The sequence below is a fragment of the Klebsiella sp. GW_Kp182 genome (assembly GCF_040062275.1).
Taxonomy (GTDB): domain Bacteria; phylum Pseudomonadota; class Gammaproteobacteria; order Enterobacterales; family Enterobacteriaceae; genus Klebsiella; species Klebsiella michiganensis.
This window is the reverse complement of sequence record NZ_JBEAFQ010000014.1, coordinates 47874-69432: the sequence shown is the minus strand read 5'-3', so window position 1 is coordinate 69432 and position 21559 is coordinate 47874. Positions and strand designations below refer to the sequence as shown.

18 protein-coding genes and 2 tRNA genes are annotated in these 21559 nt (G+C 55.0%); 4 read left to right on the top strand and 16 right to left on the bottom strand.

Features of this window, described 5'->3' with window-relative positions; translation table 11 throughout:
- Window positions 1–51: 51 nt before the first annotated feature.
- The 3 genes from ABLU88_RS15125 (at window position 52) to ABLU88_RS15115 (ending at window position 3085) form a co-directional block, all read left to right on the top strand.
- Window positions 52–1047, top strand: coding sequence for a peptidase U32 family protein (locus ABLU88_RS15125; RefSeq protein ID WP_148851121.1), 996 nt, complete (start codon window positions 52–54; stop codon window positions 1045–1047).
- A gap of 8 nt (window positions 1048–1055) precedes the next feature.
- Window positions 1056–1934: a U32 family peptidase gene (locus ABLU88_RS15120; RefSeq protein WP_070596329.1), complete on the top strand. Its 879-nt coding sequence runs from the start codon at window positions 1056–1058 to the stop codon at window positions 1932–1934.
- 143 nt (window positions 1935–2077) lie between these two features.
- Window positions 2078–3085 (top strand): LLM class flavin-dependent oxidoreductase, encoded by a 1008-nt coding sequence (locus tag ABLU88_RS15115; protein ID WP_064375033.1) that lies wholly within the window; start codon window positions 2078–2080, stop codon window positions 3083–3085.
- 32 nt (window positions 3086–3117) lie between these two features.
- Here ABLU88_RS15115 and mtr read toward each other — a convergent pair whose 3' ends face one another.
- From mtr to ABLU88_RS15055, 12 genes are all read right to left on the bottom strand, one after another.
- Window positions 3118–4362 carry a tryptophan permease gene (gene mtr / locus ABLU88_RS15110; RefSeq protein WP_025108146.1) on the bottom strand — a complete coding sequence of 415 codons (1245 nt, stop codon included), beginning with the start codon at window positions 4360–4362 and terminating at the stop codon, window positions 3118–3120.
- Between the two features lie 144 nt (window positions 4363–4506).
- Window positions 4507–6468 carry a DEAD/DEAH family ATP-dependent RNA helicase gene (locus ABLU88_RS15105; protein WP_014839626.1) on the bottom strand — a complete coding sequence of 654 codons (1962 nt, stop codon included), beginning with the start codon at window positions 6466–6468 and terminating at the stop codon, window positions 4507–4509.
- Window positions 6461–6541 (bottom strand): protein YrbN, encoded by an 81-nt coding sequence (gene yrbN, locus ABLU88_RS15100; RefSeq protein WP_085954934.1) that lies wholly within the window; start codon window positions 6539–6541, stop codon window positions 6461–6463. The genes ABLU88_RS15105 and yrbN overlap by 8 nt, the downstream gene beginning before the upstream one ends.
- Before the next feature lie 100 nt (window positions 6542–6641).
- Window positions 6642–7526, bottom strand: coding sequence for a lipoprotein NlpI (gene nlpI / locus ABLU88_RS15095; protein WP_004854535.1), 885 nt, complete (start codon window positions 7524–7526; stop codon window positions 6642–6644).
- Window positions 7527–7633: 107 nt separating this feature from the next.
- Window positions 7634–9772 carry a polyribonucleotide nucleotidyltransferase gene (gene pnp, locus ABLU88_RS15090; RefSeq protein ID WP_009651902.1) on the bottom strand — a complete coding sequence of 713 codons (2139 nt, stop codon included), beginning with the start codon at window positions 9770–9772 and terminating at the stop codon, window positions 7634–7636.
- Window positions 9773–10013: 241 nt separating this feature from the next.
- Window positions 10014–10283 (bottom strand): 30S ribosomal protein S15, encoded by a 270-nt coding sequence (gene rpsO / locus ABLU88_RS15085; protein ID WP_002918244.1) that lies wholly within the window; start codon window positions 10281–10283, stop codon window positions 10014–10016.
- 147 nt (window positions 10284–10430) lie between these two features.
- Window positions 10431–11375, bottom strand: coding sequence for a tRNA pseudouridine(55) synthase TruB (gene truB, locus ABLU88_RS15080; protein ID WP_014839629.1), 945 nt, complete (start codon window positions 11373–11375; stop codon window positions 10431–10433).
- On the bottom strand, window positions 11375–11776 hold the full coding sequence (gene rbfA, locus ABLU88_RS15075; RefSeq protein WP_004106092.1) for a 30S ribosome-binding factor RbfA: 402 nt from the start codon (window positions 11774–11776) through the stop codon (window positions 11375–11377). Before rbfA ends, truB begins: the two co-directional genes overlap by 1 nt.
- A 91-nt stretch (window positions 11777–11867) precedes the next feature.
- Window positions 11868–14558 (bottom strand): translation initiation factor IF-2, encoded by a 2691-nt coding sequence (gene infB / locus ABLU88_RS15070; protein WP_025108147.1) that lies wholly within the window; start codon window positions 14556–14558, stop codon window positions 11868–11870.
- Window positions 14559–14582: 24 nt separating this feature from the next.
- The gene (gene nusA / locus ABLU88_RS15065; RefSeq protein WP_004854539.1) at window positions 14583–16070 is read right to left on the bottom strand and encodes a transcription termination factor NusA; all 1488 of its coding nucleotides are present in this window, start codon (window positions 16068–16070) and stop codon (window positions 14583–14585) included.
- Window positions 16071–16097: 27 nt separating this feature from the next.
- Window positions 16098–16550 carry a ribosome maturation factor RimP gene (rimP, locus tag ABLU88_RS15060; protein WP_004125659.1) on the bottom strand — a complete coding sequence of 151 codons (453 nt, stop codon included), beginning with the start codon at window positions 16548–16550 and terminating at the stop codon, window positions 16098–16100.
- A gap of 206 nt (window positions 16551–16756) precedes the next feature.
- Window positions 16757–16833: transfer RNA gene (locus ABLU88_RS15055), tRNA-Met, on the bottom strand.
- Between the two features lie 308 nt (window positions 16834–17141).
- On the opposite strand from ABLU88_RS15055, the gene argG reads away from it, so the two are divergent.
- On the top strand, window positions 17142–18485 hold the full coding sequence (gene argG / locus ABLU88_RS15050) for an argininosuccinate synthase (protein WP_004106101.1): 1344 nt from the start codon (window positions 17142–17144) through the stop codon (window positions 18483–18485).
- Between the two features lie 154 nt (window positions 18486–18639).
- Here argG and ABLU88_RS15045 read toward each other — a convergent pair.
- The 4 genes from ABLU88_RS15045 to folP all read right to left on the bottom strand — a co-directional run bounded on the left by ABLU88_RS15045 (window position 18640) and on the right by folP (window position 21478).
- Window positions 18640–18726, bottom strand: a tRNA-Leu gene (locus tag ABLU88_RS15045).
- A 14-nt stretch (window positions 18727–18740) separates the two neighbouring features.
- Window positions 18741–19070, bottom strand: coding sequence for a preprotein translocase subunit SecG (secG, locus tag ABLU88_RS15040; protein WP_004106103.1), 330 nt, complete (start codon window positions 19068–19070; stop codon window positions 18741–18743).
- Window positions 19071–19299: 229 nt separating this feature from the next.
- The gene (gene glmM, locus ABLU88_RS15035) at window positions 19300–20637 is read right to left on the bottom strand and encodes a phosphoglucosamine mutase (protein WP_014226977.1); all 1338 of its coding nucleotides are present in this window, start codon (window positions 20635–20637) and stop codon (window positions 19300–19302) included.
- On the bottom strand, window positions 20630–21478 hold the full coding sequence (folP, locus tag ABLU88_RS15030; RefSeq protein WP_014226978.1) for a dihydropteroate synthase: 849 nt from the start codon (window positions 21476–21478) through the stop codon (window positions 20630–20632). The genes glmM and folP overlap by 8 nt, the downstream gene beginning before the upstream one ends.
- Window positions 21479–21559 lie beyond the last annotated feature (81 nt).

Here is a 21559-nt window from a genome sequence, read left to right as displayed (position 1 = left end):
GCTCATTAACCATCCAGCGTCCCTGACGGGCCGCGTTTTTCAGGAAAAATTATGGAGCTGCTCTGCCCAGCCGGTAACCTTCCGGCGCTTAAGGCGGCCATCGAAAACGGCGCCGATGCCGTCTATATCGGGCTGAAAGATGACACCAACGCCCGCCACTTTGCCGGCCTTAATTTCACCGAAAAGAAACTGCAGGAAGCCGTCAGCTTTGTGCACCAGCATCGTCGCAAACTGCATATTGCCATTAACACCTTCGCGCATCCTGATGGTTATGCCCGCTGGCAGCGCGCGGTCGACATGGCGGCGCAGCTGGGCGCCGACGCGCTGATCCTCGCCGATATCGCGATGCTGGAATACGCCGCCGAGCATTATCCGCATATTGAGCGCCACGTTTCCGTCCAGGCCTCGGCCACCAACGAAGAGGCGGTAAAGTTTTATCATCGCAATTTTGACGTCGCCCGCGTGGTGCTGCCGCGCGTGCTGTCGATTCACCAGGTCAAACAGCTGGCGCGCGCCACGCCGGTGCCGCTGGAGGTTTTTGCCTTCGGTAGCCTGTGCATTATGGCGGAAGGACGCTGCTACCTTTCCTCTTATCTGACCGGCGAATCGCCGAATACCGTCGGCGCCTGTTCGCCGGCGCGCTTCGTGCGCTGGCAGCAAACGCCGCAGGGACTGGAATCACGCCTTAACGAAGTGCTGATCGACCGCTATCGAGATGGTGAAAACGCCGGCTATCCCACCCTCTGTAAAGGGCGGTATCTGGTCGACGGCGAGCGCTACCACGCGCTGGAAGAGCCCACCAGCCTGAACACCCTGGAGCTGCTGCCGGAGCTGATGGCGGCAAATATTGCCTCGGTGAAAATCGAGGGGCGCCAGCGCAGCCCGGCGTACGTTACACAGGTGGCGAAAGTCTGGCGTCAGGCGATCGATCGCTGCAAAGCCGATCCGCAAAACTTCGTACCGCAGTCCGCGTGGATGGAGACCCTCGGTTCCATGTCCGAAGGGACGCAAACCACCCTTGGCGCCTATCACCGTAAATGGCAGTGAGAACAGCAATGAAATATTCATTAGGGCCGGTGCTTTATTACTGGTCAAAAGAGACGCTGGAAGATTTTTACCAGCAGGCGGCAAGCTGCAGCGCGGACACAATTTACCTCGGCGAAGCGGTATGCAGCAAACGTCGCGCCATCAAAGTCGGCGACTGGCTCGACATGGCAAAAACGCTGGCGGGAAGCGGTAAACAGGTGGTGCTTTCCACCCTCGCGCTGGTGCAGGCGTCCTCGGAGCTGGGCGAACTGAAGCGCTATGTCGATAACGGCGAATTTCTGATTGAAGCCAGCGATCTCGGCGTCGTTAATCTGTGCGCGGAACGTAAGCTGCCGTTCGTCGCCGGGCACGCGCTTAACTGCTACAACGCCGTCACCCTGCGTCTGCTGCTCAAGCAGGGCATGGTGCGCTGGTGTATGCCGGTCGAACTTTCCCGCGACTGGCTGGCGAATTTGCTGACCCAGTGCGACGAGCTGGGCATTCGCGGCCGGTTTGAGGTGGAGGTCCTGAGCTACGGTCATCTGCCGCTGGCCTACTCCGCCCGCTGCTTTACCGCGCGCTCGGAAGACCGGCCGAAAGACGAGTGTGAAACCTGCTGCATAAAATACCCTAACGGGCGCGACGTGCTTTCGCAGGAGAACCAGCAGGTGTTCGTCCTCAACGGCATTCAGACCATGAGCGGCTACGTCTACAACCTCGGGAATGAGCTAAGCACCATGACCGGGCTGGTGGATATGGTTCGCCTGTCGCCGCTGGGTAGCGAGACCTTCGCTATGCTGGACGCCTTCCGGGCGAATGAAAACGGCGCGGCGCCGCTGCCGCTGACGGCGAACAGCGACTGCAACGGCTACTGGCGACGACTGGCCGGGCTGGAATTGCAGAGCTGATTAACCGCTCACTTTGTTAATGGCTATCGCTGCTTTTTAATGCACTATTAAAGATGCAGCTTTTCTGGCTGGCGTATCCTGGATACGCCAGGCTGGAAGAAGACCTTCAATCTGATGACGATGCTGTAGCAAAGTGAGCCTTTATGACTGACAAATCTGTTTCGTTCTCGGTGCTCGATCTGGCGCCGATCCCGCAAGGTTCTTCCGCAAAGGAAGCCTTCTCCCACTCTTTAGACCTGGCGCAGCTGGCGGAAAAGCGCGGCTATCACCGCTACTGGCTGGCCGAACACCATAATATGGTCGGTATCGCCAGCGCGGCGACTTCCGTACTGATTGGCTACCTTGCCGCGAATACCACCACTCTGCATCTGGGCTCCGGCGGCGTGATGCTGCCGAACCATTCGCCGCTGGTGATTGCCGAGCAGTTCGGTACGCTCAATACGCTCTACCCGGGACGCATCGATCTCGGCCTTGGCCGCGCGCCGGGCAGCGATCAGCCAACCATGCGCGCGCTGCGTCGCCATATGAGCGGCGATGTCGATAACTTCCCGCGCGATGTCTCGGAGCTGGTGGACTGGTTCGACGCCCGCGATCCTAATCCGCACGTGCGCCCGGTTCCCGGGTATGGCGAGAAGATCCCGGTCTGGCTGCTCGGCTCAAGCCTGTACAGCGCCCAGTTGGCGGCGCAGCTTGGGCTGCCGTTTGCCTTTGCCTCGCACTTCGCCCCGGATATGCTCTTTCAGGCCCTGCACCTCTACCGCACCCACTTCCAGCCGTCAGAGCGGTTAGCGAAGCCGTACGCGATGGTATGCATTAACATTATTGCCGCCGACAGCAACAGAGATGCGGAATTTCTGTTTACGTCCATGCAGCAGGCGTTCGTCAAACTGCGCCGCGGCGAGACCGGACAGCTGCCGCCGCCGGTGCAAAATATGCATCAGCTGTGGTCCGCTTCAGAGCAGTACGGCGTCGAAAAAGCGCTGAGCATGTCGCTGGTCGGCGATAAAGCGAAAATCCGTCACGGGCTGGAGTCGATCCTGCAGGAAACCCAGGCCGATGAAATCATGGTCAACGGCCAAATCTTCGATCATCAGGCGCGCCTGCATTCATTTGATTTGGCGATGCAGGTGAAAGAAGAACTTCTCGGATAGTGAAAAATGCGGCATTTTTGCCGCATTTTCAATTAGTGATAGGTGGGTAATACGTTAAAGCTCGACAGGAAATGCACGATAACGTTACCCAGCCCGAACAGCAGAACCAAAGCAATCATCGGCTTTCCGCCCCAAACGCGAAACAATGGGCTACCAAAGCGTTTGCGCGATGCGCGAGCCAGCAGCGCCGGTACAATTGCCGCCCAGATCGTCGCCGCCAGCCCCGCATAGCCGATCGCGTAGAGGAATCCGTTCGGCCACAGCAGGCCACCCGCCATCGGCGGAACAAAGGTGAGAAGCGCGGTTTTAAAGCGTCCCAGCGCGGAGTCATCGAACCCGAACAGATCCGCCAGATAATCAAACAGACCGAGCGTCACGCCAAGGAATGAACTGGCAACGGCAAAGTTCGAAAAAATGACTAACAGCAGATCCAGACTCCGGCTGTTCAGTACCCCACTGAGCGCCTGGACCAGGACATCTATGTTGCCCCCCTTCTGCGCAATACCGATAAACTCAGGGCGTGGGATATTACCCATCGTCACCAGCAGCCACACCACGTACAGGCCCAGCGCCAGCAGCGTACCGTAAACCAGACACTTAACGATTGTGCGCGGATCTTTGCCGTAGTACTTCATCAGGCTCGGCACGTTGCCGTGATAGCCGAAGGACGCGAGGCAGAACGGCAGCGTCATCAGCAGATAGGGCATATACGAGGCATTTTGTTCAGCCACGTTAAACAGGGTGGTCGGCTGGACGTGCCCCAACAGGCTGCCAAAGGTCAAAAAGAAGGTAATGACCTTAGCTCCCAGCACAATGGCCGTCATGCGGCTCACCGCTTTGGTGCTCAACCAGACGATAAACGCCACCAGCAGCGCAAAACCGAAACCTGCCGCCCTTGCCGGTACGTTCAGCGACATTTCGCTAAACGTATGGTGCAGAATCGAGCCGCTGGCGGAGATATAGGCGTAAGTCAGAATATAAAGAACAAAGGCGATCGACACGCCGTTAACCAGATTCCAGCCTTTGCCGAGCAGATCTTTAGTAATGGTATCGAAGCTCGAGCCAATCCGGTAATTCAGGTTCGCTTCGAGGATCATTAACCCGGAGTGAAGCATACAAAACCAGGTAAAAACCAGCGCCGCCAGAGACCAGAAGAACCACGCGCCGGACATCACAACCGGCAGTGAGAACATGCCCGCCCCAATAATCGTCCCGCCAATAATCACTACGCCGCCAAACAAGGACGGTCGGGTTGCCGTAGTGGTAAGTGTCGCCATTTGCCGAAATCTCCAGTCGAAAATACTTTTCTTTTTATCAACGTGACGCACTGTACCAGTACACGAGTACAAAGGGAATAAAAAAAGCCCCAATCATAAAGATCGGGGCTGTATCGTTTACTTTACGTTAGCGGAAAGCGCTAATTATGCATCGCCACCGAAACGACGACGACCTGCGGAGTCATCGCGACGCGGAGCTGAAGCATCATCGCGGCGCGGCGCGCGGCCACCTTCACGACGTTCGCCGCTGAAACGACGACCTTCACCACGGCCGCCTTCGCGACGCTCACCGCCGAAACCACGGCCTTCACGACGTTCACCGCCGCCGAAGCTACGACCGCCTTCACGACGCTCACCGCCGCCACGACGTTCGCCGCTGCGTTCAGGACGCGGCTGAGCATCGCCCAGCAGCTGCATGTTCATCGGCTTGTTCAGGATGCGGGTACGCGTAAAGTGCTGCAGCACTTCGCCCGGCATGCCTTTCGGCAGTTCGATGGTGGAGTGAGAACCAAACAGCTTGATGTTACCGATGTAACGGCTGCTGATGTCGCCTTCGTTGGCAATTGCGCCAACGATGTGACGAACTTCAACGCCGTCATCACGGCCCACTTCAATACGGTACAGTTCCATATCGCCAACGTCACGACGCTCACGCTTCGGACGATCTTCGCCGCTGCGTTCCGGACGGTCGCCGCGCGGGCCACGGTCGTTACGGTCGCCGCGACGTTCGAAACGATCGTCACGGTCGCGGAACTCGCGCTTAGGACGCATAGGCGCATCCGGCGGCAGGATCAGCGGACGTTCGCCCTGAGCCATTTTCAGCAGCGCGGCGGCCAGCGTTTCCACGTCCAGCTCTTCGCCTTCGGCAGACGGCTGGATTTTCGCCAGCAGTGCACGGTACTGATCCAGATCGCTGCTTTCCAGCTGCTGCTGAACTTTCGCCGCGAATTTTTCCAGACGGCGTTTGCCCAGCAGTTCTGCGTTCGGCAGTTCAACTTCCGGAATGGTCAGCTTCATCGTACGTTCGATATTGCGCAGCAGACGACGCTCGCGGTTCTCAACGAACAGCAGCGCGCGGCCAGCACGACCCGCACGACCGGTACGGCCGATACGGTGAACGTAAGACTCGGAATCCATCGGGATATCGTAGTTAACCACCAGGCTGATACGCTCAACGTCCAGGCCACGGGCCGCAACGTCGGTTGCAATCAGGATATCCAGACGACCGTCTTTCAGACGCTCCAGAGTCTGCTCACGCAGGGACTGGTTCATGTCGCCGTTCAGCGCAGCGCTGCTATAACCGCTACGCTCCAGCGCTTCGGCCACTTCCAGGGTCGCGTTTTTGGTACGAACGAAGATAATCGCCGCATCAAAATCTTCCGCTTCCAGGAAACGCACCAGCGCTTCGTTTTTACGCATACCGTAAGCAGTCCAGTAGCTCTGGCTGATGTCCGGGCGAGTTGTTACGCTCGACTGGATGCGCACTTCCTGCGGCTCTTTCATAAAGCGGCGGGTAATACGGCGAATGGCTTCCGGCATGGTGGCAGAGAACAGAGCGGTCTGATGACCCTCCGGGATCTGCGCCATAATGGTTTCTACGTCTTCGATGAAGCCCATGCGCAGCATTTCGTCAGCTTCATCCAGAACCAGACCGCTCAGCTTAGAGAGATCCAGCGTACCGCGTTTCAGGTGGTCCAGCAGACGACCCGGGGTACCGACAACGATTTGCGGCCCCTGACGCAGCGCCCGCAGCTGCACGTCATAACGCTGGCCGCCGTACAGGGCAACCACGTTTACGCCGCGCATATGTTTAGAGAATTCCGTCATTGCTTCAGCAACCTGTACCGCCAGTTCGCGGGTCGGCGCCAGCACCAGAATCTGCGGTGCTCTCAGCTCAGGATCGATGTTGTTCAGCAGCGGTAAAGAGAACGCTGCGGTTTTACCGCTACCCGTCTGGGCCATACCCAGAACGTCGCGGCCGCCCAGCAGATGCGGAATGCACTCAGCCTGGATCGGAGATGGTTTTTCGTAACCCAGATCGTTAAGCGCTTCAAGGATGGGAGCCTTCAGGCCCAGATCTGCAAAAGTGGTTTCGAATTCAGCCATGTAGTACGTGTGCCTCAAAATTAATGGCGGCCAGTCTACATAACTCATCGTGAAAATTTTCGGTAATTTTCATTGAAAAGTGTGAACCGGCTCAAAGTAGGTGTATTAACGAACAACAACGCCCTCACCCGCAAAGGTGATGGCAATCAAAAAAGGGCTGATGTGTTCGTCAGCTATTGCTGGTCCGATTCTGCCAGGTCATCTTGCTCCTGGCCCAAGAGCGATAATTCCAACAATGCGTATCGGTGCTCAACGTAGTTATGAACGTTGTTTGCGACCGCCAGTTTGAACAGTGCCGTAGCGCTGTCCTTGTCCCCCAGACTTAGGTAGTACTTACCTAAATAGAAGTTGGTTTCACTGAGATGCTCAGCGAGCGAGGTGTTATCCGTTGCGTCTGCCTTCAGACGGTCCATTAGCTCTTTTTCGCTAATGTCGCCAAGGTAGAACCCGACAATGTTCCATCCCCATTGTTCTTTATCCGACTTGTTTAAGCGCTGTCTCAGTGCTTCAAGCGCCTGCTTCTCATCGAGCTGACGCTCGGCGAGATAAAGCCACAGGCTTCGGAAAGGATCATTGGGATCGTCTTGATAAAACGCCAGCAGATCATCTTGCGCTAACTTAGCGCGACCGCCGTAATACAGGGCGATACCGCGATTTAAGTGCGCGTAGTTGTAAGTTGGATCAAGCTCAAGTACAGAATCAAACGCTTCATAGGCAGCATCAAAATTGCCTGCCTGCGTTAAGTAAATGCCTAAGTAATTGAATACTTCAGGCATATCCGGTCGGATTGCCAGCGCTTGTGAAAAATCATTTCGCGCTAATGCCCTCAGACCGAGACTATCATACAACACTCCGCGCTCATATAAAAGCTGTGCGCGTTCGTCATCGGTTAAAGCCCGACTGGCAAGAATTTGTTCCATGCGCGCCAGAATCACTTCCTGCTGCAAAGTCGGTTGCAATGGCACCGCGAGGACTGCGTCCTTACGCCAGGCAGAGTTGCTGCATCCTGCCAGCGTGAGAGCTGTCGCCACGAAACACCAGCGCAAAAAAGGCTTCATTTCCCACTCCCGAAGACAACGATTGGATGAACGTCCAGTTCCCCGGCTGCAAACAGGGCGTCCTGCCCGCAATGCGCCCTCCGCAATGCGGAGGGCAAACGGCAACCTTACTCGCCCTGCTGTTCGGCAGCCGGAGCTTCCGGCGCAGCCGCAGGCTGAGTTTGTTCAGTTGCTTCTTTGATGCTCAGACGGACACGGCCCTGACGGTCAACTTCCAGAACCTTAACCGGCACTTCCTGACCCATCTGCAGATAGTCGGTCACTTTCTCAACGCGCTTGTCGGCGATTTGAGAGATGTGAACCAGACCTTCTTTACCGCCGCCAATGGCAACAAACGCGCCAAAGTCAACGATACGGGTCACTTTACCGTTGTAGATACGGCCAACTTCGATCTCAGCGGTGATCTCTTCGATACGACGAATCGCGTGCTGCGCTTTGTCGCCATCGGTTGCCGCGATCTTCACGGTACCGTCATCTTCGATTTCGATAGTGGTGCCGGTTTCTTCGGTCAGCGCACGAATAACGGAACCGCCCTTACCGATAACGTCTTTGATTTTGTCCGGACTGATCTTGATCGTGTGGATACGCGGTGCGAATTCAGAGATATCGCCGCGCGGCGCGTTAATCGCCTGTTCCATCACGCCCAGGATGTGCAGACGCGCACCTTTAGCCTGGTTCAGAGCAACCTGCATGATCTCTTTGGTGATACCTTCAATTTTGATATCCATCTGCAGAGCAGAGATACCTTCGCGGGAACCCGCTACTTTGAAGTCCATATCGCCCAGGTGATCTTCATCGCCCAGAATGTCAGACAGTACAACGAAGTTGTCGCCTTCTTTCACCAGACCCATTGCGATACCCGCAACGGCGGCTTTCACCGGCACGCCTGCGTCCATCAGCGCCAGAGAAGCGCCACAAACGGAAGCCATGGAGGAGGAGCCGTTAGATTCGGTGATTTCAGAAACCACGCGAACGGTGTACGGGAACTCTTCGATAGTCGGCATCACGGCCAGTACGCCGCGCTTAGCCAGACGACCGTGACCAATTTCACGACGCTTCGGAGAACCGACCATTCCCGTTTCGCCTACGGAGTACGGAGGGAAGTTATAGTGGAACAGGAAGGAGTCCGTGCGCTCGCCCATCAGTTCATCGATGTTCTGCGCGTCGCGTGCGGTGCCCAGGGTCGCAGTAACCAGCGCCTGAGTTTCGCCACGGGTAAACAGTGCGGAACCGTGGGTACGCGGCAGAACGCCGGTACGAACGTCCAGACCACGAATCATATCTTTTTCACGACCATCGATACGCGGCTCACCGGCCAGTACGCGGCTACGCACCACGTTTTTCTCGATTGCGTGCAGGATTTCGCCCAGTTCGTTAGCGTCCAGAGCTTCATCTTCCGCAACCAGGGTCGCGATAGTTTCAGATTTGATCACGTCAACCTGAGCATAGCGCTCCTGTTTGTCGGTGATACGGTAAGCATCGCTCAAGCGAGATTCAGCCAGCGCGGCAACGCGCGCGTTCAGCGCCGCATCAACCACTTCCGGCTGCCAGTCCCAGCGCGGCTTACCGGCTTCTTTCACCAGATCGTTGATGTTCTGAATAACCACCTGCTGCTGGTCGTGACCAAACACGACCGCGCCCAGCATCTGGTCTTCGCTCAGCAGTTCAGCTTCGGATTCAACCATCAGTACTGCGGCTTCGGTACCTGCGACAACCAGATCCAGTTTGCTGGACTTCAGCTCTTCCTGGGTCGGGTTCAGCACGTACTGGTCATTAATATAACCCACGCGAGCGGCGCCAATTGGGCCGTTGAAAGGAATACCGGACAGGGACAGCGCTGCGGAAGCGCCGATCATCGCGACGATATCCGGGTTAACCTGCGGGTTAACGGAAACCACGGTCGCGATAACCTGAACTTCGTTAACGAAGCCTTCCGGGAACAGCGGGCGAACCGGGCGGTCAATCAGACGCGCGATCAGGGTTTCGCCTTCGCTCGGACGGCCTTCACGACGGAAGAAACCACCCGGGATTTTACCTGCAGCGTAGGTACGCTCTTGATAGTTAACGGTCAGCGGGAAGAAATCCTGGCCTGGCTTCGCTTTTTTCTGGCCCACAACGGTAACGAATACCGCGGTGTCATCCATGCTAACCATAACGGCGGCAGTTGCCTGGCGCGCCATCATGCCGGTCTCCAGCGTTACGGTATGTTGGCCGTACTGGAATTTACGAACGATCGGATTAAGCAAAATTCTATCCTTTTATCTATAGATGATGTCAAATCCACGATAAGACATCGTATGACCCGATCTTCTGCATCCTCGCGACTAATGACAACCTTTACCCGCCCCTGCGAGTCAAGCCTCTCATTAGCCGCGCGAACCTCTGCATGAAGATCATTAATAGCAACAATACATGAGTTTTTAATGAATTGCTGCCGCCCGGTCGAAAAAAGGGGCCGTGAGGCCCCTTCTTCTGAAACTCGCAGAATTAGCGACGCAGACCCAGACGCTCGATCAGCGCAGAGTAACGTGCAACATCTTTACGTTTCAGGTAGTCGAGCAGTTTACGACGCTGAGAAACCATGCGCAGCAGACCACGACGGCTGTGGTGATCTTTTTTGTGCTCTGCAAAGTGACCCTGCAGGTGGTTGATCTGTGCAGTCAGCAGTGCAACCTGAACTTCAGTAGAACCGCTGTCGTTTTCGCCACGACCGAACTCAGAAACGATTTTTGCTTTAGCTTCAACGCTTAGAGACATTTTCGAACTCCAAAATTAAAAGAAAGAAAGGGTGCCGATCTCTAATTCAGCAACCCCTGATATAACGCTCGCAAATGTTAAAACACGTTGGCGAGTGTTAAGCGGCGATATTCTACTCGCAGCAGCCTTTTATCGCAAGGAAAGCGCTCAGACAGGGTATTCAACCACCAGACGACGAGGCGCCACGCGGCCTTCATCATCCATCTCACCCATACCAAGAAACTTCTCTTCAGCGCCTTCAGTAACGCGAACCAGCCCCTGCAGCGGCGCGCCCGATGTCCGCACCGGGTTACCGTTTTTAAAGTAGACGGCCGAGGTTTCCGGAATATTCACCAGCGGGTAATCCGAAGCCGGGCTGTCCATCGGCATCAGCAGCGGGTCCAGCAGCTGGGCTGCGGGAATATCCTGCGCATGTGCTTGTTCGACAAGCGCCTGCAGCTGCTCCAGCGTCACCATCCGTTCGACGGGATATTTACTGACAGCCAGGCGACGCAGGAAAATGACGTGCGCACCGCACCCGAGTTTCTCGCCTAAATCATCAATAATCGTGCGGATATAGGTGCCTTTCGAGCAGTGAATCTCCAGCTCGAGCTCCGTCCCCTCATGGCGAATAAACAGCAGCTCGTACACCGTAATCGGCCGGGATTCACGCGGTACTTCAATCCCCTGTCGGGCATATTCGTACAGCTTTTTCCCCTGGTATTTCAGCGCCGAATACATCGACGGTACCTGCTGGGTTTCGCCACGGAAGCCGTCGAGCGCTGCCGCCAACTGCTCCGGGCTAAACGTCAGCGGACGCTCCTCCACCACCTGGCCATCGGCATCAGAGGTATCGGTGCGCTGGCCAAGCCTGGCAATCACGCGGTAGCGCTTGTCAGAATCGAGCAGATACTGGGAAAACTTTGTCGCTTCCCCGAGGCAAATCGGCAGCATACCGGTCGCCAGCGGATCCAGCGCCCCGGTGTGCCCTGCCCGATTAGCATTATAAAGCCGCTTAACTTTCTGCAGCACGTCGTTGCTGGATGCGCCCTGCGGTTTATCCAGCAACAGTACGCCATGCACGTCACGGCCGCGACGACGAGGACGACTCATTAGTCCTCCTTACTGTCGTCCGGGTTCACACGACGTTCATCGTCATGTTTTACCACGCTGGTCACCAGGTTCGACATGCGCATCCCTTCGACTAATGAATTGTCGTAGAAGAAAGTCAGTTCCGGCACGATACGCAGGCGCATCGCTTTGCCCAGCAGCGAGCGGATAAAACCAGACGCTTCCTGTAAGGCCTTGATCCCCGCTTTCACGGCGGCTTCGTCTTTGTCGTTCAGGAAGGTCACAAACACTTTGGCATAGGCCAGGTCGCGGGACATTTCAACGCCTGAAACGGTCGTCATCATGCCCAGACGCGGGTCTTTAATTTCGCGCTGCAGGATGATTGCGATCTCTTTTTGCATCTCCTGGGCCACGCGCTGCGGGCGACCAAATTCTTTCGCCATAATAAATTCTCCAGACAAATAAGGGGGCCACGCGGCCCCCTTTAATTTTGTATAACCGGGTGGCGCTGCGCTTCCCCGGCCTACTAAACGATTAATCGATGGTACGTTGAATCTCGATGATTTCGAACACTTCGATCATATCGCCAACGCGAACGTCGTTGTAGTTCTTAACGCCGATACCACACTCCATACCGTTACGAACTTCGTTAACGTCATCTTTGAAGCGGCGCAGGGATTCCAGCTCGCCTTCATAGATAACCACGTTGTCGCGCAGGACGCGGATTGGGTTATGACGCTTGATCGTACCTTCGGTAACCATACAGCCTGCGATGGCGCCGAATTTCGGCGATTTGAACACATCACGGACTTCAGCCAGACCAATGATCTGCTGTTTCAGTTCCGGAGACAGCATGCCGCTCATCGCTGCTTTCACTTCGTCGATCAGATGGTAGATGACGGAGTAGTAGCGCAGATCCAGGCTTTCCGCGTCGATAACTTTACGTGCGGATGCATCAGCACGTACGTTGAAGCCAACCAGAATCGCGTTGGATGCGGCCGCCAGGGTCGCGTCGGTTTCGGTGATACCACCTACGCCGGAACCGATAATCTTCACTTTCACTTCGTCGGTAGACAGTTTCAGCAAGGAGTCGGAGATCGCTTCCACAGAGCCCTGCACGTCCGCTTTGAGGACGATGTTCACTTCGTGAACTTCGCCTTCGGTCATGTTGGCGAACATGTTCTCAAGCTTAGATTTCTGCTGACGAGCCAGTTTAACTTCACGGAATTTACCCTGACGATACAGCGCAACTTCACGTGCTTTTTTCTCGTCACGCACAACGGTCACTTCGTCACCGGCAGCCGGTACACCTGACAGGCCAAGGATTTCCACCGGAATGGACGGACCCGCTTCCAGCACTTCCTGACCCAGTTCGTTACGCATCGCACGAACGCGACCGTATTCGAAACCGCACAGGACGATGTCGCCTTTATGCAGCGTACCTTCGCGTACCAGAACGGTGGCAACCGGACCACGACCTTTATCGAGGAAAGATTCGATAACCGCGCCGCTCGCCATACCGTTGCGAACCGCTTTCAGCTCCAGAACTTCAGCCTGCAGCAGGATAGCATTCAGCAGATCGTCAATACCGGTACCGGCTTTAGCGGATACAGGGATGAACTGCGCTTCGCCACCCCACTCTTCCGGCATAACGCCGTACTGAGAGAGCTCGTTTTTAACGCGATCCAGGTCCGCTTCCGGCTTATCGATTTTGTTCACCGCAACCACCAGAGGTACCTGCGCCGCTTTCGCATGCTGGATAGCTTCGATAGTCTGCGGCATTACGCCGTCGTCTGCCGCCACAACCAGAACCACGATATCCGTCGCCTGCGCACCACGAGCACGCATAGAGGTAAACGCGGCGTGACCCGGGGTATCCAGGAAGGTGATCATACCGTTGTCGGTTTCGACGTGGTACGCACCGATGTGCTGGGTAATGCCGCCCGCTTCGCCAGAGGCCACTTTCGTTGAACGAATGTAGTCCAGCAGAGAGGTTTTACCGTGGTCAACGTGACCCATGATGGTCACAACCGGTGCGCGCGGTTCAGCCGCAGCGCCGGTGTCACGGTCGCTCATTACCGCTTCTTCCAGCTCGTTTTCACGACGCAGGATAACTTTGTGGCCCATCTCTTCGGCAACCAGCTGTGCGGTTTCCTGGTCGATGACCTGGTTAATCGTCGCCATGGCGCCCAGCTTCATCATCGCTTTGATGACCTGAGAACCTTTGACGGCCATCTTGTTGGCCAGATCGCCAACGGTGATGGTTTCGCCGATGATAACATCACGGTTAACCGCCTGAGCCGGCTTCTGGAAGCCTTGCTGCAGAGCAGAACCTTTACGATGCTTGCCACCTTTACCGCCGCGAACGGCCGCACGGGCTTCTTCACGATCGGCTTTCGATTCAGCGTGTTTGTTGCCTTTCTTAGCCGGACGCGCTGCTTTCGCATTACGTCCACGGCCGCGACCGCCTTCAACTTCACGATCGTTATCGTCTTCAGCCTGACGCGCATGCTGAGAAGTCGTTACGTGATAGTCAGTGGTCTCTTCAGGGGTTTCTGGCGCTTCAGTCCAGTTCTTTTCATTTTCTTGAGCCATACGGCGTGCTTCTTCCGCTACACGGCGCGCTTCTTCTTCAAGTTTGCGGCGTGCTTCTTCTTCCGATTTGCGCTTCAGCTCCGCAGCTTCGTTTTCGCGGCGTTGCTTTTCAGCCTGGGCGGTTTTGGTCATATCGTCGGTTTGTTGATTGCTCACTTTGTCTTTTTCCGCGGCTTCACGTTTCGCTTTATCGGCGAGTTCACGTTTCGCTTGTTCTGCGGCCTCACGTTCAGCTTTTAATTGCGCCTCGCGTTTGGCAGCTTCTTCTGCCTCACGACGGGCTTGCTCTTCCGCTTCACGCTGCGCCTGCTCTTCCGCGGCAAGGCGTTCGGCCTCTTGCGGATCGCGTTTCACAAAGGTGCGTTTCTTGCGGACTTCGATTTGTACCGACTTACTCTTTCCACCGGTACCCGGAATATTTAACGTGCTGCGCGTTTTGCGCTGCAGCGTCAGCTTGTCGGGCGCTGAGCCGTGTTCACGGTTCAGGTGCGTCAACAAGGTTTGCTTCTCTTGCGCGGTCACAGAATCATCAGCCGATTTGCGGATCCCTGCATCAGCAAATTGCTGTATCAGGCGATCCACAGAGGTCTGAATCTCCGAGGCCAGCGCTTTAATGGTCACATCTGTCATGCTGTTCCTTCCTGCTACAGTTTATTACGCTTCGTCGCCGAACCAACAAATATTACGAGCGGCCATGATAAGTTCTCCGGCTTTCTCGTCGGTCAAGCCTTCGATATCAGCCAGATCATCAATGCCCTGCTCGGCGAGATCTTCCAGCGTACAAACACCACGGGCGGCCAGGGTGAATGCCAGAGCGCGATCCAAACCTTCCAGATTCAACAGATCGTCGGCAGGTTTGCTGTCACCCAGGCTCTCTTCTTTGGCCAGCGCCAGCGTGGTCAGCGCGTTTTTCGCCCGCTCACGAAGTGCTTCAACGGTCGCTTCATCCAGACCGTCAATTTCCAGCAGTTCTTTCATTGGCACATAGGCCAGCTCTTCCAGAGTGGCGAAACCTTCTTCAACCAGCAGCGTGGCGAAATCTTCATCAATATCAAGATATTTAGTGAAGGTATCAATCGCTGCATGGGCTTCAGCCTGATGCTTAGCCTGGAGGTCATCAACGGTCATGACGTTGAGTTCCCAGCCGCTCAGCTGAGACGCCAGACGGACGTTCTGACCGTTACGGCCAATGGCCTGCGCCAGGTTGCCCGCTTCTACTGCGATATCCATGGTGTGCTTGTCTTCATCTACCACGATAGATGCGACGTCAGCCGGAGCCATGGCGTTAATCACGAACTGCGCCGGGTTATCGTCCCACAGCACGATATCGATACGCTCGCCGCCCAGTTCAGTCGAGACTGCCTGAACGCGCGCGCCGCGCATACCGACGCAGGCGCCAACCGGATCGATGCGCTTGTCGTTGGTTTTAACCGCGATTTTGGCACGAGAGCCAGGATCGCGAGCCGCCGCTTTAATTTCGAGAACTTCTTCACCGATTTCCGGAACTTCAATGCGGAACAGTTCAACCAGCATTTCCGGCTTGGAGCGAGTCACGAACAGCTGCGCGCCACGCGCTTCCGGACGAACTGCGTACAGTACGCCGCGGATACGGTCACCCGGACGGAAGTTCTCACGCGGCAGCATGTCTTCGCGCAGGATCACGGCTTCAGCGTTGTTGCCCAGATCCAGCGTGATATTGTCGCGGTTCACTTTCTTCACTACGCCCGTGATGATTTCACCTTCGTGCTCACGGAATTGATCGACGACCATTGCGCGTTCGGCTTCACGTACTTTTTGTACGATAACCTGCTTCGCGGTCTGCGTAGTGATACGGTCAAAGGTGACAGACTCAATCTGGTCTTCGACGTAATCGCCAGGATTCATGCTTTCATCTTCGAAACGCGCAGCTTCCAGCGTGATTTCGCGAGTCGGCTGGGTCACTTCTTCAACAACCAGCCAGCGACGGAATGTGTCGAAATCACCGCTTTTACGATCGATTTCTACGCGAACGTCGATCTCTTGCTCATATTTTTTCTTGGTAGCCGTTGCTAGCGCACTTTCCAACGCTTCGAAAATTTTCTCACGCGGCAGCGCCTTTTCGTTGGAAACGGCTTCAACAACAGCCAAAATTTCTTTGTTCATCGGGGCCTTTCACCTCAATCCAGACTGTTAAAAGTGGGGAACCAGGTTCGCCTTCTGGATGTTACTCAGCGCGAACACTTCATCTTTGCCTTCGACGGTTACCGTGATCATCTCACCGTCTACCGCTTTGATAAGGCCCTGCCATTTGCGTCGGTTCTGTACCGCCATGCGCAAAACCAGCGAAACTTCTTCGCCGATGAAACGCTCATAGTGCTCGGCGGTAAACATAGGACGATCGAGACCTGGAGAAGAAACTTCCAGGTTATAAGCGACTGTAATCGGGTCTTCTACGTCCATAACAGCACTGACCTGGTGGCTCACATCAGCACAATCATCAACATTGATGCCATCTTCACTATCAATATAGATGCGCAGTGTGGACGTGCGACCGCGAATAAATTCGATGCCGACCAGCTCAAAGCCAAGCGCTTCAACTGGCGCTGTGAGCATCTCTGTTAATTTTTGCTCTAATGTGGACAAACCCACCCCCAAGACATAAAAAAAGGGCGTATAGCCCAGTTATTCTGAAGTCAGATAACAAAAAACCCCGATAAATCGGGGCTTTAGATAACTGAACCCTGAGATCGCAACTGCGATCTGGAACACTTTCCAGAAGAATTCTTTCAAATTCGTCTACGAAGGACCCGGTCCTCACAGTATATTTGAAAAAGTACTTAATGGGAAAGTGGTTGCGGGGGCCGGATTTGAACCGACGACCTTCGGGTTATGAGCCCGACGAGCTACCAGGCTGCTCCACCCCGCGCCTGAAACGTGGCATATTTTACTCGTTTTGAGTAAAAGACGCAAATACTGCTGGGATTTGGTACCGAGAGACGGGACATAAAATCGTAGTGAATTGTATTGATACTTCATATATTTTGTCAACATGAATTTCACATTGCCAGGTTTCGGTTCATGCTGGTATTTCTGGGTTTTTTGGCAAAAAGCGGCTCAGCCTCTTCCTGTCGCCAGCAAAAGATGATTAAATGAAAACTCACAATTAATGCATAAACATGCAATAAAGATTGTTGAGTCAAACTCACCACAGTCTATCTAGCAGGGTTTTATTTTATGACGACGATTCTCAAGCATCTCCCGGTTGGCCAACGTATTGGTATTGCTTTTTCTGGTGGGCTGGATACCAGCGCCGCGCTGCTGTGGATGCGTAAAAAGGGAGCAGTCCCTTATGCATATACCGCCAATCTGGGACAGCCAGACGAAGACGATTACGAGGCCATTCCTCGTCGTGCCAAAGAGTATGGTGCTGAAGGGGCTCGTCTGATCGACTGCCGTAAGCAGCTGGTTGCGGAAGGCATTGCCGCGATCCAGTGCGGCGCATTTCATAACACCACCGGCGGGTTGACCTACTTTAATACTACGCCGCTGGGCCGCGCAGTGACCGGTACCATGCTGGTCGCCGCAATGAAGGAAGACGGTGTTAACATCTGGGGCGACGGGAGTACCTATAAAGGCAACGATATCGAACGTTTCTATCGTTACGGCCTGCTGACCAACGCTGAGCTGAAAATTTACAAACCGTGGCTGGATAGCGACTTTATCGACGAGTTAGGCGGCCGCCAGGAGATGTCAGAGTTTATGATCTCCTGTGGGTTTGACTATAAAATGTCCGTTGAAAAAGCCTACTCAACCGACTCCAATATGCTGGGCGCGACGCACGAAGCTAAAGATCTTGAATTCCTGAACTCCAGCGTCAAGATTGTGAACCCGATTATGGGCGTCAAGTTCTGGGATGAAAGCGTCAAAATCCCTGCGGAAGAAGTCACCGTTCGCTTTGAACAGGGCCATCCTGTTGCGCTGAACGGGCAGACCTTTAGCGATGACGTTGAACTGATGCTGGAGGCTAACCGCATCGGCGGCCGTCATGGTCTGGGTATGAGCGATCAGATCGAAAACCGTATCATCGAAGCGAAGAGCCGCGGCATCTATGAAGCCCCGGGAATGGCGCTGCTGCATATTGCCTATGAGCGTCTGCTGACCGGTATTCATAACGAAGATACCATTGAGCAATACCACGCGCACGGTCGTCAGCTGGGTCGGCTGCTGTATCAAGGGCGCTGGTTCGATTCCCAGGCGCTGATGCTGCGCGACGGCCTGCAGCGCTGGGTAGCAAGCCAAATTACCGGCGAAGTGACGCTTGAACTGCGTCGCGGCAACGACTACTCCATCCTGAATACCGTCTCTGATAATCTGACCTATAAAGCAGAGCGTCTGACGATGGAAAAAGGTGACTCGATGTTCTCCGCTGAGGATCGTATCGGCCAGCTGACAATGCGCAACCTGGATATCACCGATACTCGCGATAAGCTGTTTGGCTACGCGCAGTCTGGACTGCTGACCGCGTCTTCCGCAACTGGCCTGCCGCAGGTGGAAAACCTCGAAAATAAAGCGAAGTAACGCTCCAGAGAAATTCGCAAAGGCCGCTAACGCGGCCTTTTTTATGCAGAAAAATCCCGAACCCAACCGGAGTGACATATCTGCCGCTAATGCTGCTGCTCAACTTTTTCGGGACGAAAAAAAAGACGCTTTTCAGCGTCTTTCTTCAGGAAATTGGTACCGAGGATGGGACTCGAACCCACAAGCCCGTTAGGGCACTACCACCTCAAGGTAGCGTGTCTACCAATTCCACCACCTCGGTACGGATACTGCTTATCAGTGCGGGATGTCGCTGCTCGGCTGCGCCGGCGCGGTCGGCTGAGTTTGCTCAGTTTTCGGCGCGCTCAGGTTATCCCACTCACTTCCTTTATTGGTCTTGTTGCTGTTGATATTGCCCAGCGCCAGACTGATGATGAAGAACAGCGCAGCCAGGATACCAGTCATACGGGTCATGAAGTTACCAGAACCGCTGGATCCAAACAGAGTGCCGGAAGCGCCTGCTCCGAAGGAGGCTCCCATATCAGCGCCTTTACCTTGCTGCAGCATAATCAGACCCACAAGGCCAATTGCCACAATAAGGAAAACAACTAAAAGAGCTTCGTACATAATCAACCTGTTCCTTGCGGATTTGCCGCATACCAAGTGCTTCGACCAATAAAGCGGGACGTTTTAACGTTTCCCACTGAAGCGGGTGTGAATACTAACCAAAGCGAATGACCTTCGCAAGGGCAATTTCAGCGCATTGTATCAAGTGCGGAAAAAAACAGCAAAAAGCGATTTTTTGTCGATTAAAAAGGCGGCAAGCGTCGCCTTTTTAATCACTTAGCAAGAGAGATTAAACGCTTTTTACGGCATCGGCGATACGGTGGGCAAATTCGTGCACCTGCTCTTCGTGCTCACCTTCCACCATAACGCGAATCAGCGGCTCTGTGCCTGATTTACGCAGCAGTACGCGCCCCCGATTACCCAGCGCCGCTTCTACTTCCGCGGTTACTGCTTTTACATGCTCATGTTCCAGCGGGTTGCCGCTACCTTCAGTAAAGCGAACGTTAACCAGAAGCTGCGGGAACATTTTCATTCCGCTGCACAGGTCGTGCAGGCTCATATGGTTACGCACCATCGCCGCCACCACCTGCAGGCTGGCGACAATTCCATCCCCCGTCGTGGTTTTATCCAGTAAGATCACATGACCGGAGTTTTCTGCGCCAATGCGCCAGCCTTTCTCCTGCAGCTTCTCCAGCACATAGCGGTCGCCCACCTTCGCGCGAACGAAAGGAATGCCCAGCTGTTTAAGCGCCAGTTCAAGGCCCATGTTGCTCATGAGCGTCCCGACGGCGCCGCCCCGCAGCTGCCCCTGGCGTAGCCCCTCACGGGCAATGATATAGAGGATCTGGTCACCGTCGACTTTGTTGCCTTCGTGGTCCACCATGATGACCCGATCGCCATCGCCATCGTAGGCAATACCCAGGTCGGCTTTCTCCGCCAGCACGCGCGCCTGCAGAGCACGAACGTCCGTCGCCCCGACCTCTTCATTGATGTTGAGGCCATCAGGCTCACAGCCCATCGCTATAACCTGAGCGCCCAGCTCGCGGAAAACATTCGGCGCAATATGATAAGTCGCCCCGTGAGCGCAATCGACTACCACCTTCAAAGCATTGAGGCTCAGTTCGTTCGGAAAGGTGCCTTTGCAAAACTCGATATAGCGACCGGCGGCGTCGACGATACGACTGGCTTTACCCAGCTCGGCGGAATCCACGCAGGTCAGCTCTTTTTCCATTTCGGCTTCAATGGCTTCTTCTACCTCATCCGGAAGCTTGGTACCTTCGATAGAGAAGAATTTGATGCCGTTGTCATAAAACGGATTATGTGAAGCGGAAATCACAATCCCGGCTTCCGCGCGGAAGGTGCGCGTCAGATAGGCAATTGCCGGCGTTGGCATCGGGCCGGTAAAAGAAGCGGATAATCCCGCGGCGGCCAATCCAGCCTCCAGCGCGGACTCCAGCATATACCCTGAAATACGGGTATCTTTACCAATAATAATCTTCCGTGAACCGTGGCGTGCCAGCACCTTACCCGCCGCCCAGCCCAGCTTTAATACAAATTCTGGCGTTATTGGCGCATCGCCTACGCGGCCACGAATACCATCCGTACCAAAATATTTGCGGTTACTCATAACGTTTATTTTCCTTAGCGGCCAGGGTAGCTTCCACCACGCGCAGCGCTTCTACCGTTTCTTTGACATCATGGACGCGAATAATCTGCGCGCCCTGCATTGCAGCAATGACTGCGCAAGCCAGGCTGCCATTCAGGCGTTCCGTCGGCCCGACATTCAGCAACTGACCTACCATCGACTTACGTGACATGCCTACCAGCAGCGGAAGACCAAAATGATGGAACTCTCCAAGTCGGGCAAGCAGTTCATAATTATGAGAAAGATTTTTACCGAAACCAAATCCCGGGTCGAGCAACAATTTATCTTTTGCGATACCGGCCCGTTCGCAACGCACAATATGTTCGATAAAAAAGCGCTCAACGTCAGCAAACACGTCCGCGTACTTCGGGGCATCCTGCATTGTCTTCGGCTGACCCTGCATATGCATCAGGCACACCGGTAAGCCCGTTTCAGCCGCCGCCTCCAGCGCTCCCGGTTCGGTCAGCGAGCGGATATCATTGATGATATGCGCGCCAACACGCGCTGACTCGCGGATCACCTCCGGCTTTGAGGTATCAACGGAAATCCAGACTTCAAAGCGCTGGGCAATCGCTTCTACCGTCGGAATGACTCGCGCCAGCTCTTCCTCGACGCTGACATCTGCCGCCCCCGGACGCGTCGATTCCCCACCGATATCAATGATAGTCGCCCCGGCATTGATCATCAGATTGGCATGCTTCACGGCTTCGACCAGCGTGTTGTGGGTCCCGCCATCAGAGAACGAATCCGGGGTAACGTTAAGAATACCCATCACATGTGGGTGAGAGAGATCGAGGGTTGAGCCCTGGGCTACAAGTTTCATCGCTAAATCCCTGAGTCAGAGAAAGATTGAAAAAGAAAAACCCCGGAGCAAACGCTCAGGGGTTTTAGAAAAGTACAACAG

Bases quoted from the DNA above. Each gene is read 5' to 3' on its own strand.
- ABLU88_RS15125 (WP_148851121.1), top strand. From the start codon at position 52: ATGGAGCTGCTCTGCCCAGCCGGTAACCTTCCGGCGCTTAAGGCGGCC.
- ABLU88_RS15120 (WP_070596329.1), top strand. From the start codon at position 1,056: ATGAAATATTCATTAGGGCCGGTGCTTTATTACTGGTCAAAAGAGACG.
- ABLU88_RS15115 (WP_064375033.1), top strand. From the start codon at position 2,078: ATGACTGACAAATCTGTTTCGTTCTCGGTGCTCGATCTGGCGCCGATC.
- mtr (WP_025108146.1), bottom strand. From the start codon at position 4,362: ATGGCGACACTTACCACTACGGCAACCCGACCGTCCTTGTTTGGCGGC.
- ABLU88_RS15105 (WP_014839626.1), bottom strand. From the start codon at position 6,468: ATGGCTGAATTCGAAACCACTTTTGCAGATCTGGGCCTGAAGGCTCCC.
- yrbN (WP_085954934.1), bottom strand. From the start codon at position 6,541: ATGAAAATTACCGAAAATTTTCACGATGAGTTATGTAGACTGGCCGCC.
- nlpI (WP_004854535.1), bottom strand. From the start codon at position 7,526: ATGAAGCCTTTTTTGCGCTGGTGTTTCGTGGCGACAGCTCTCACGCTG.
- rpsO (WP_002918244.1), bottom strand. From the start codon at position 10,283: ATGTCTCTAAGCGTTGAAGCTAAAGCAAAAATCGTTTCTGAGTTCGGT.
- truB (WP_014839629.1), bottom strand. From the start codon at position 11,375: ATGAGTCGTCCTCGTCGTCGCGGCCGTGACGTGCATGGCGTACTGTTG.
- rbfA (WP_004106092.1), bottom strand. From the start codon at position 11,776: ATGGCGAAAGAATTTGGTCGCCCGCAGCGCGTGGCCCAGGAGATGCAA.
- infB (WP_025108147.1), bottom strand. From the start codon at position 14,558: ATGACAGATGTGACCATTAAAGCGCTGGCCTCGGAGATTCAGACCTCT.
- nusA (WP_004854539.1), bottom strand. From the start codon at position 16,070: ATGAACAAAGAAATTTTGGCTGTTGTTGAAGCCGTTTCCAACGAAAAG.
- argG (WP_004106101.1), top strand. From the start codon at position 17,142: ATGACGACGATTCTCAAGCATCTCCCGGTTGGCCAACGTATTGGTATT.
- secG (WP_004106103.1), bottom strand. From the start codon at position 19,070: ATGTACGAAGCTCTTTTAGTTGTTTTCCTTATTGTGGCAATTGGCCTT.
- glmM (WP_014226977.1), bottom strand. From the start codon at position 20,637: ATGAGTAACCGCAAATATTTTGGTACGGATGGTATTCGTGGCCGCGTA.
- folP (WP_014226978.1), bottom strand. From the start codon at position 21,478: ATGAAACTTGTAGCCCAGGGCTCAACCCTCGATCTCTCTCACCCACAT.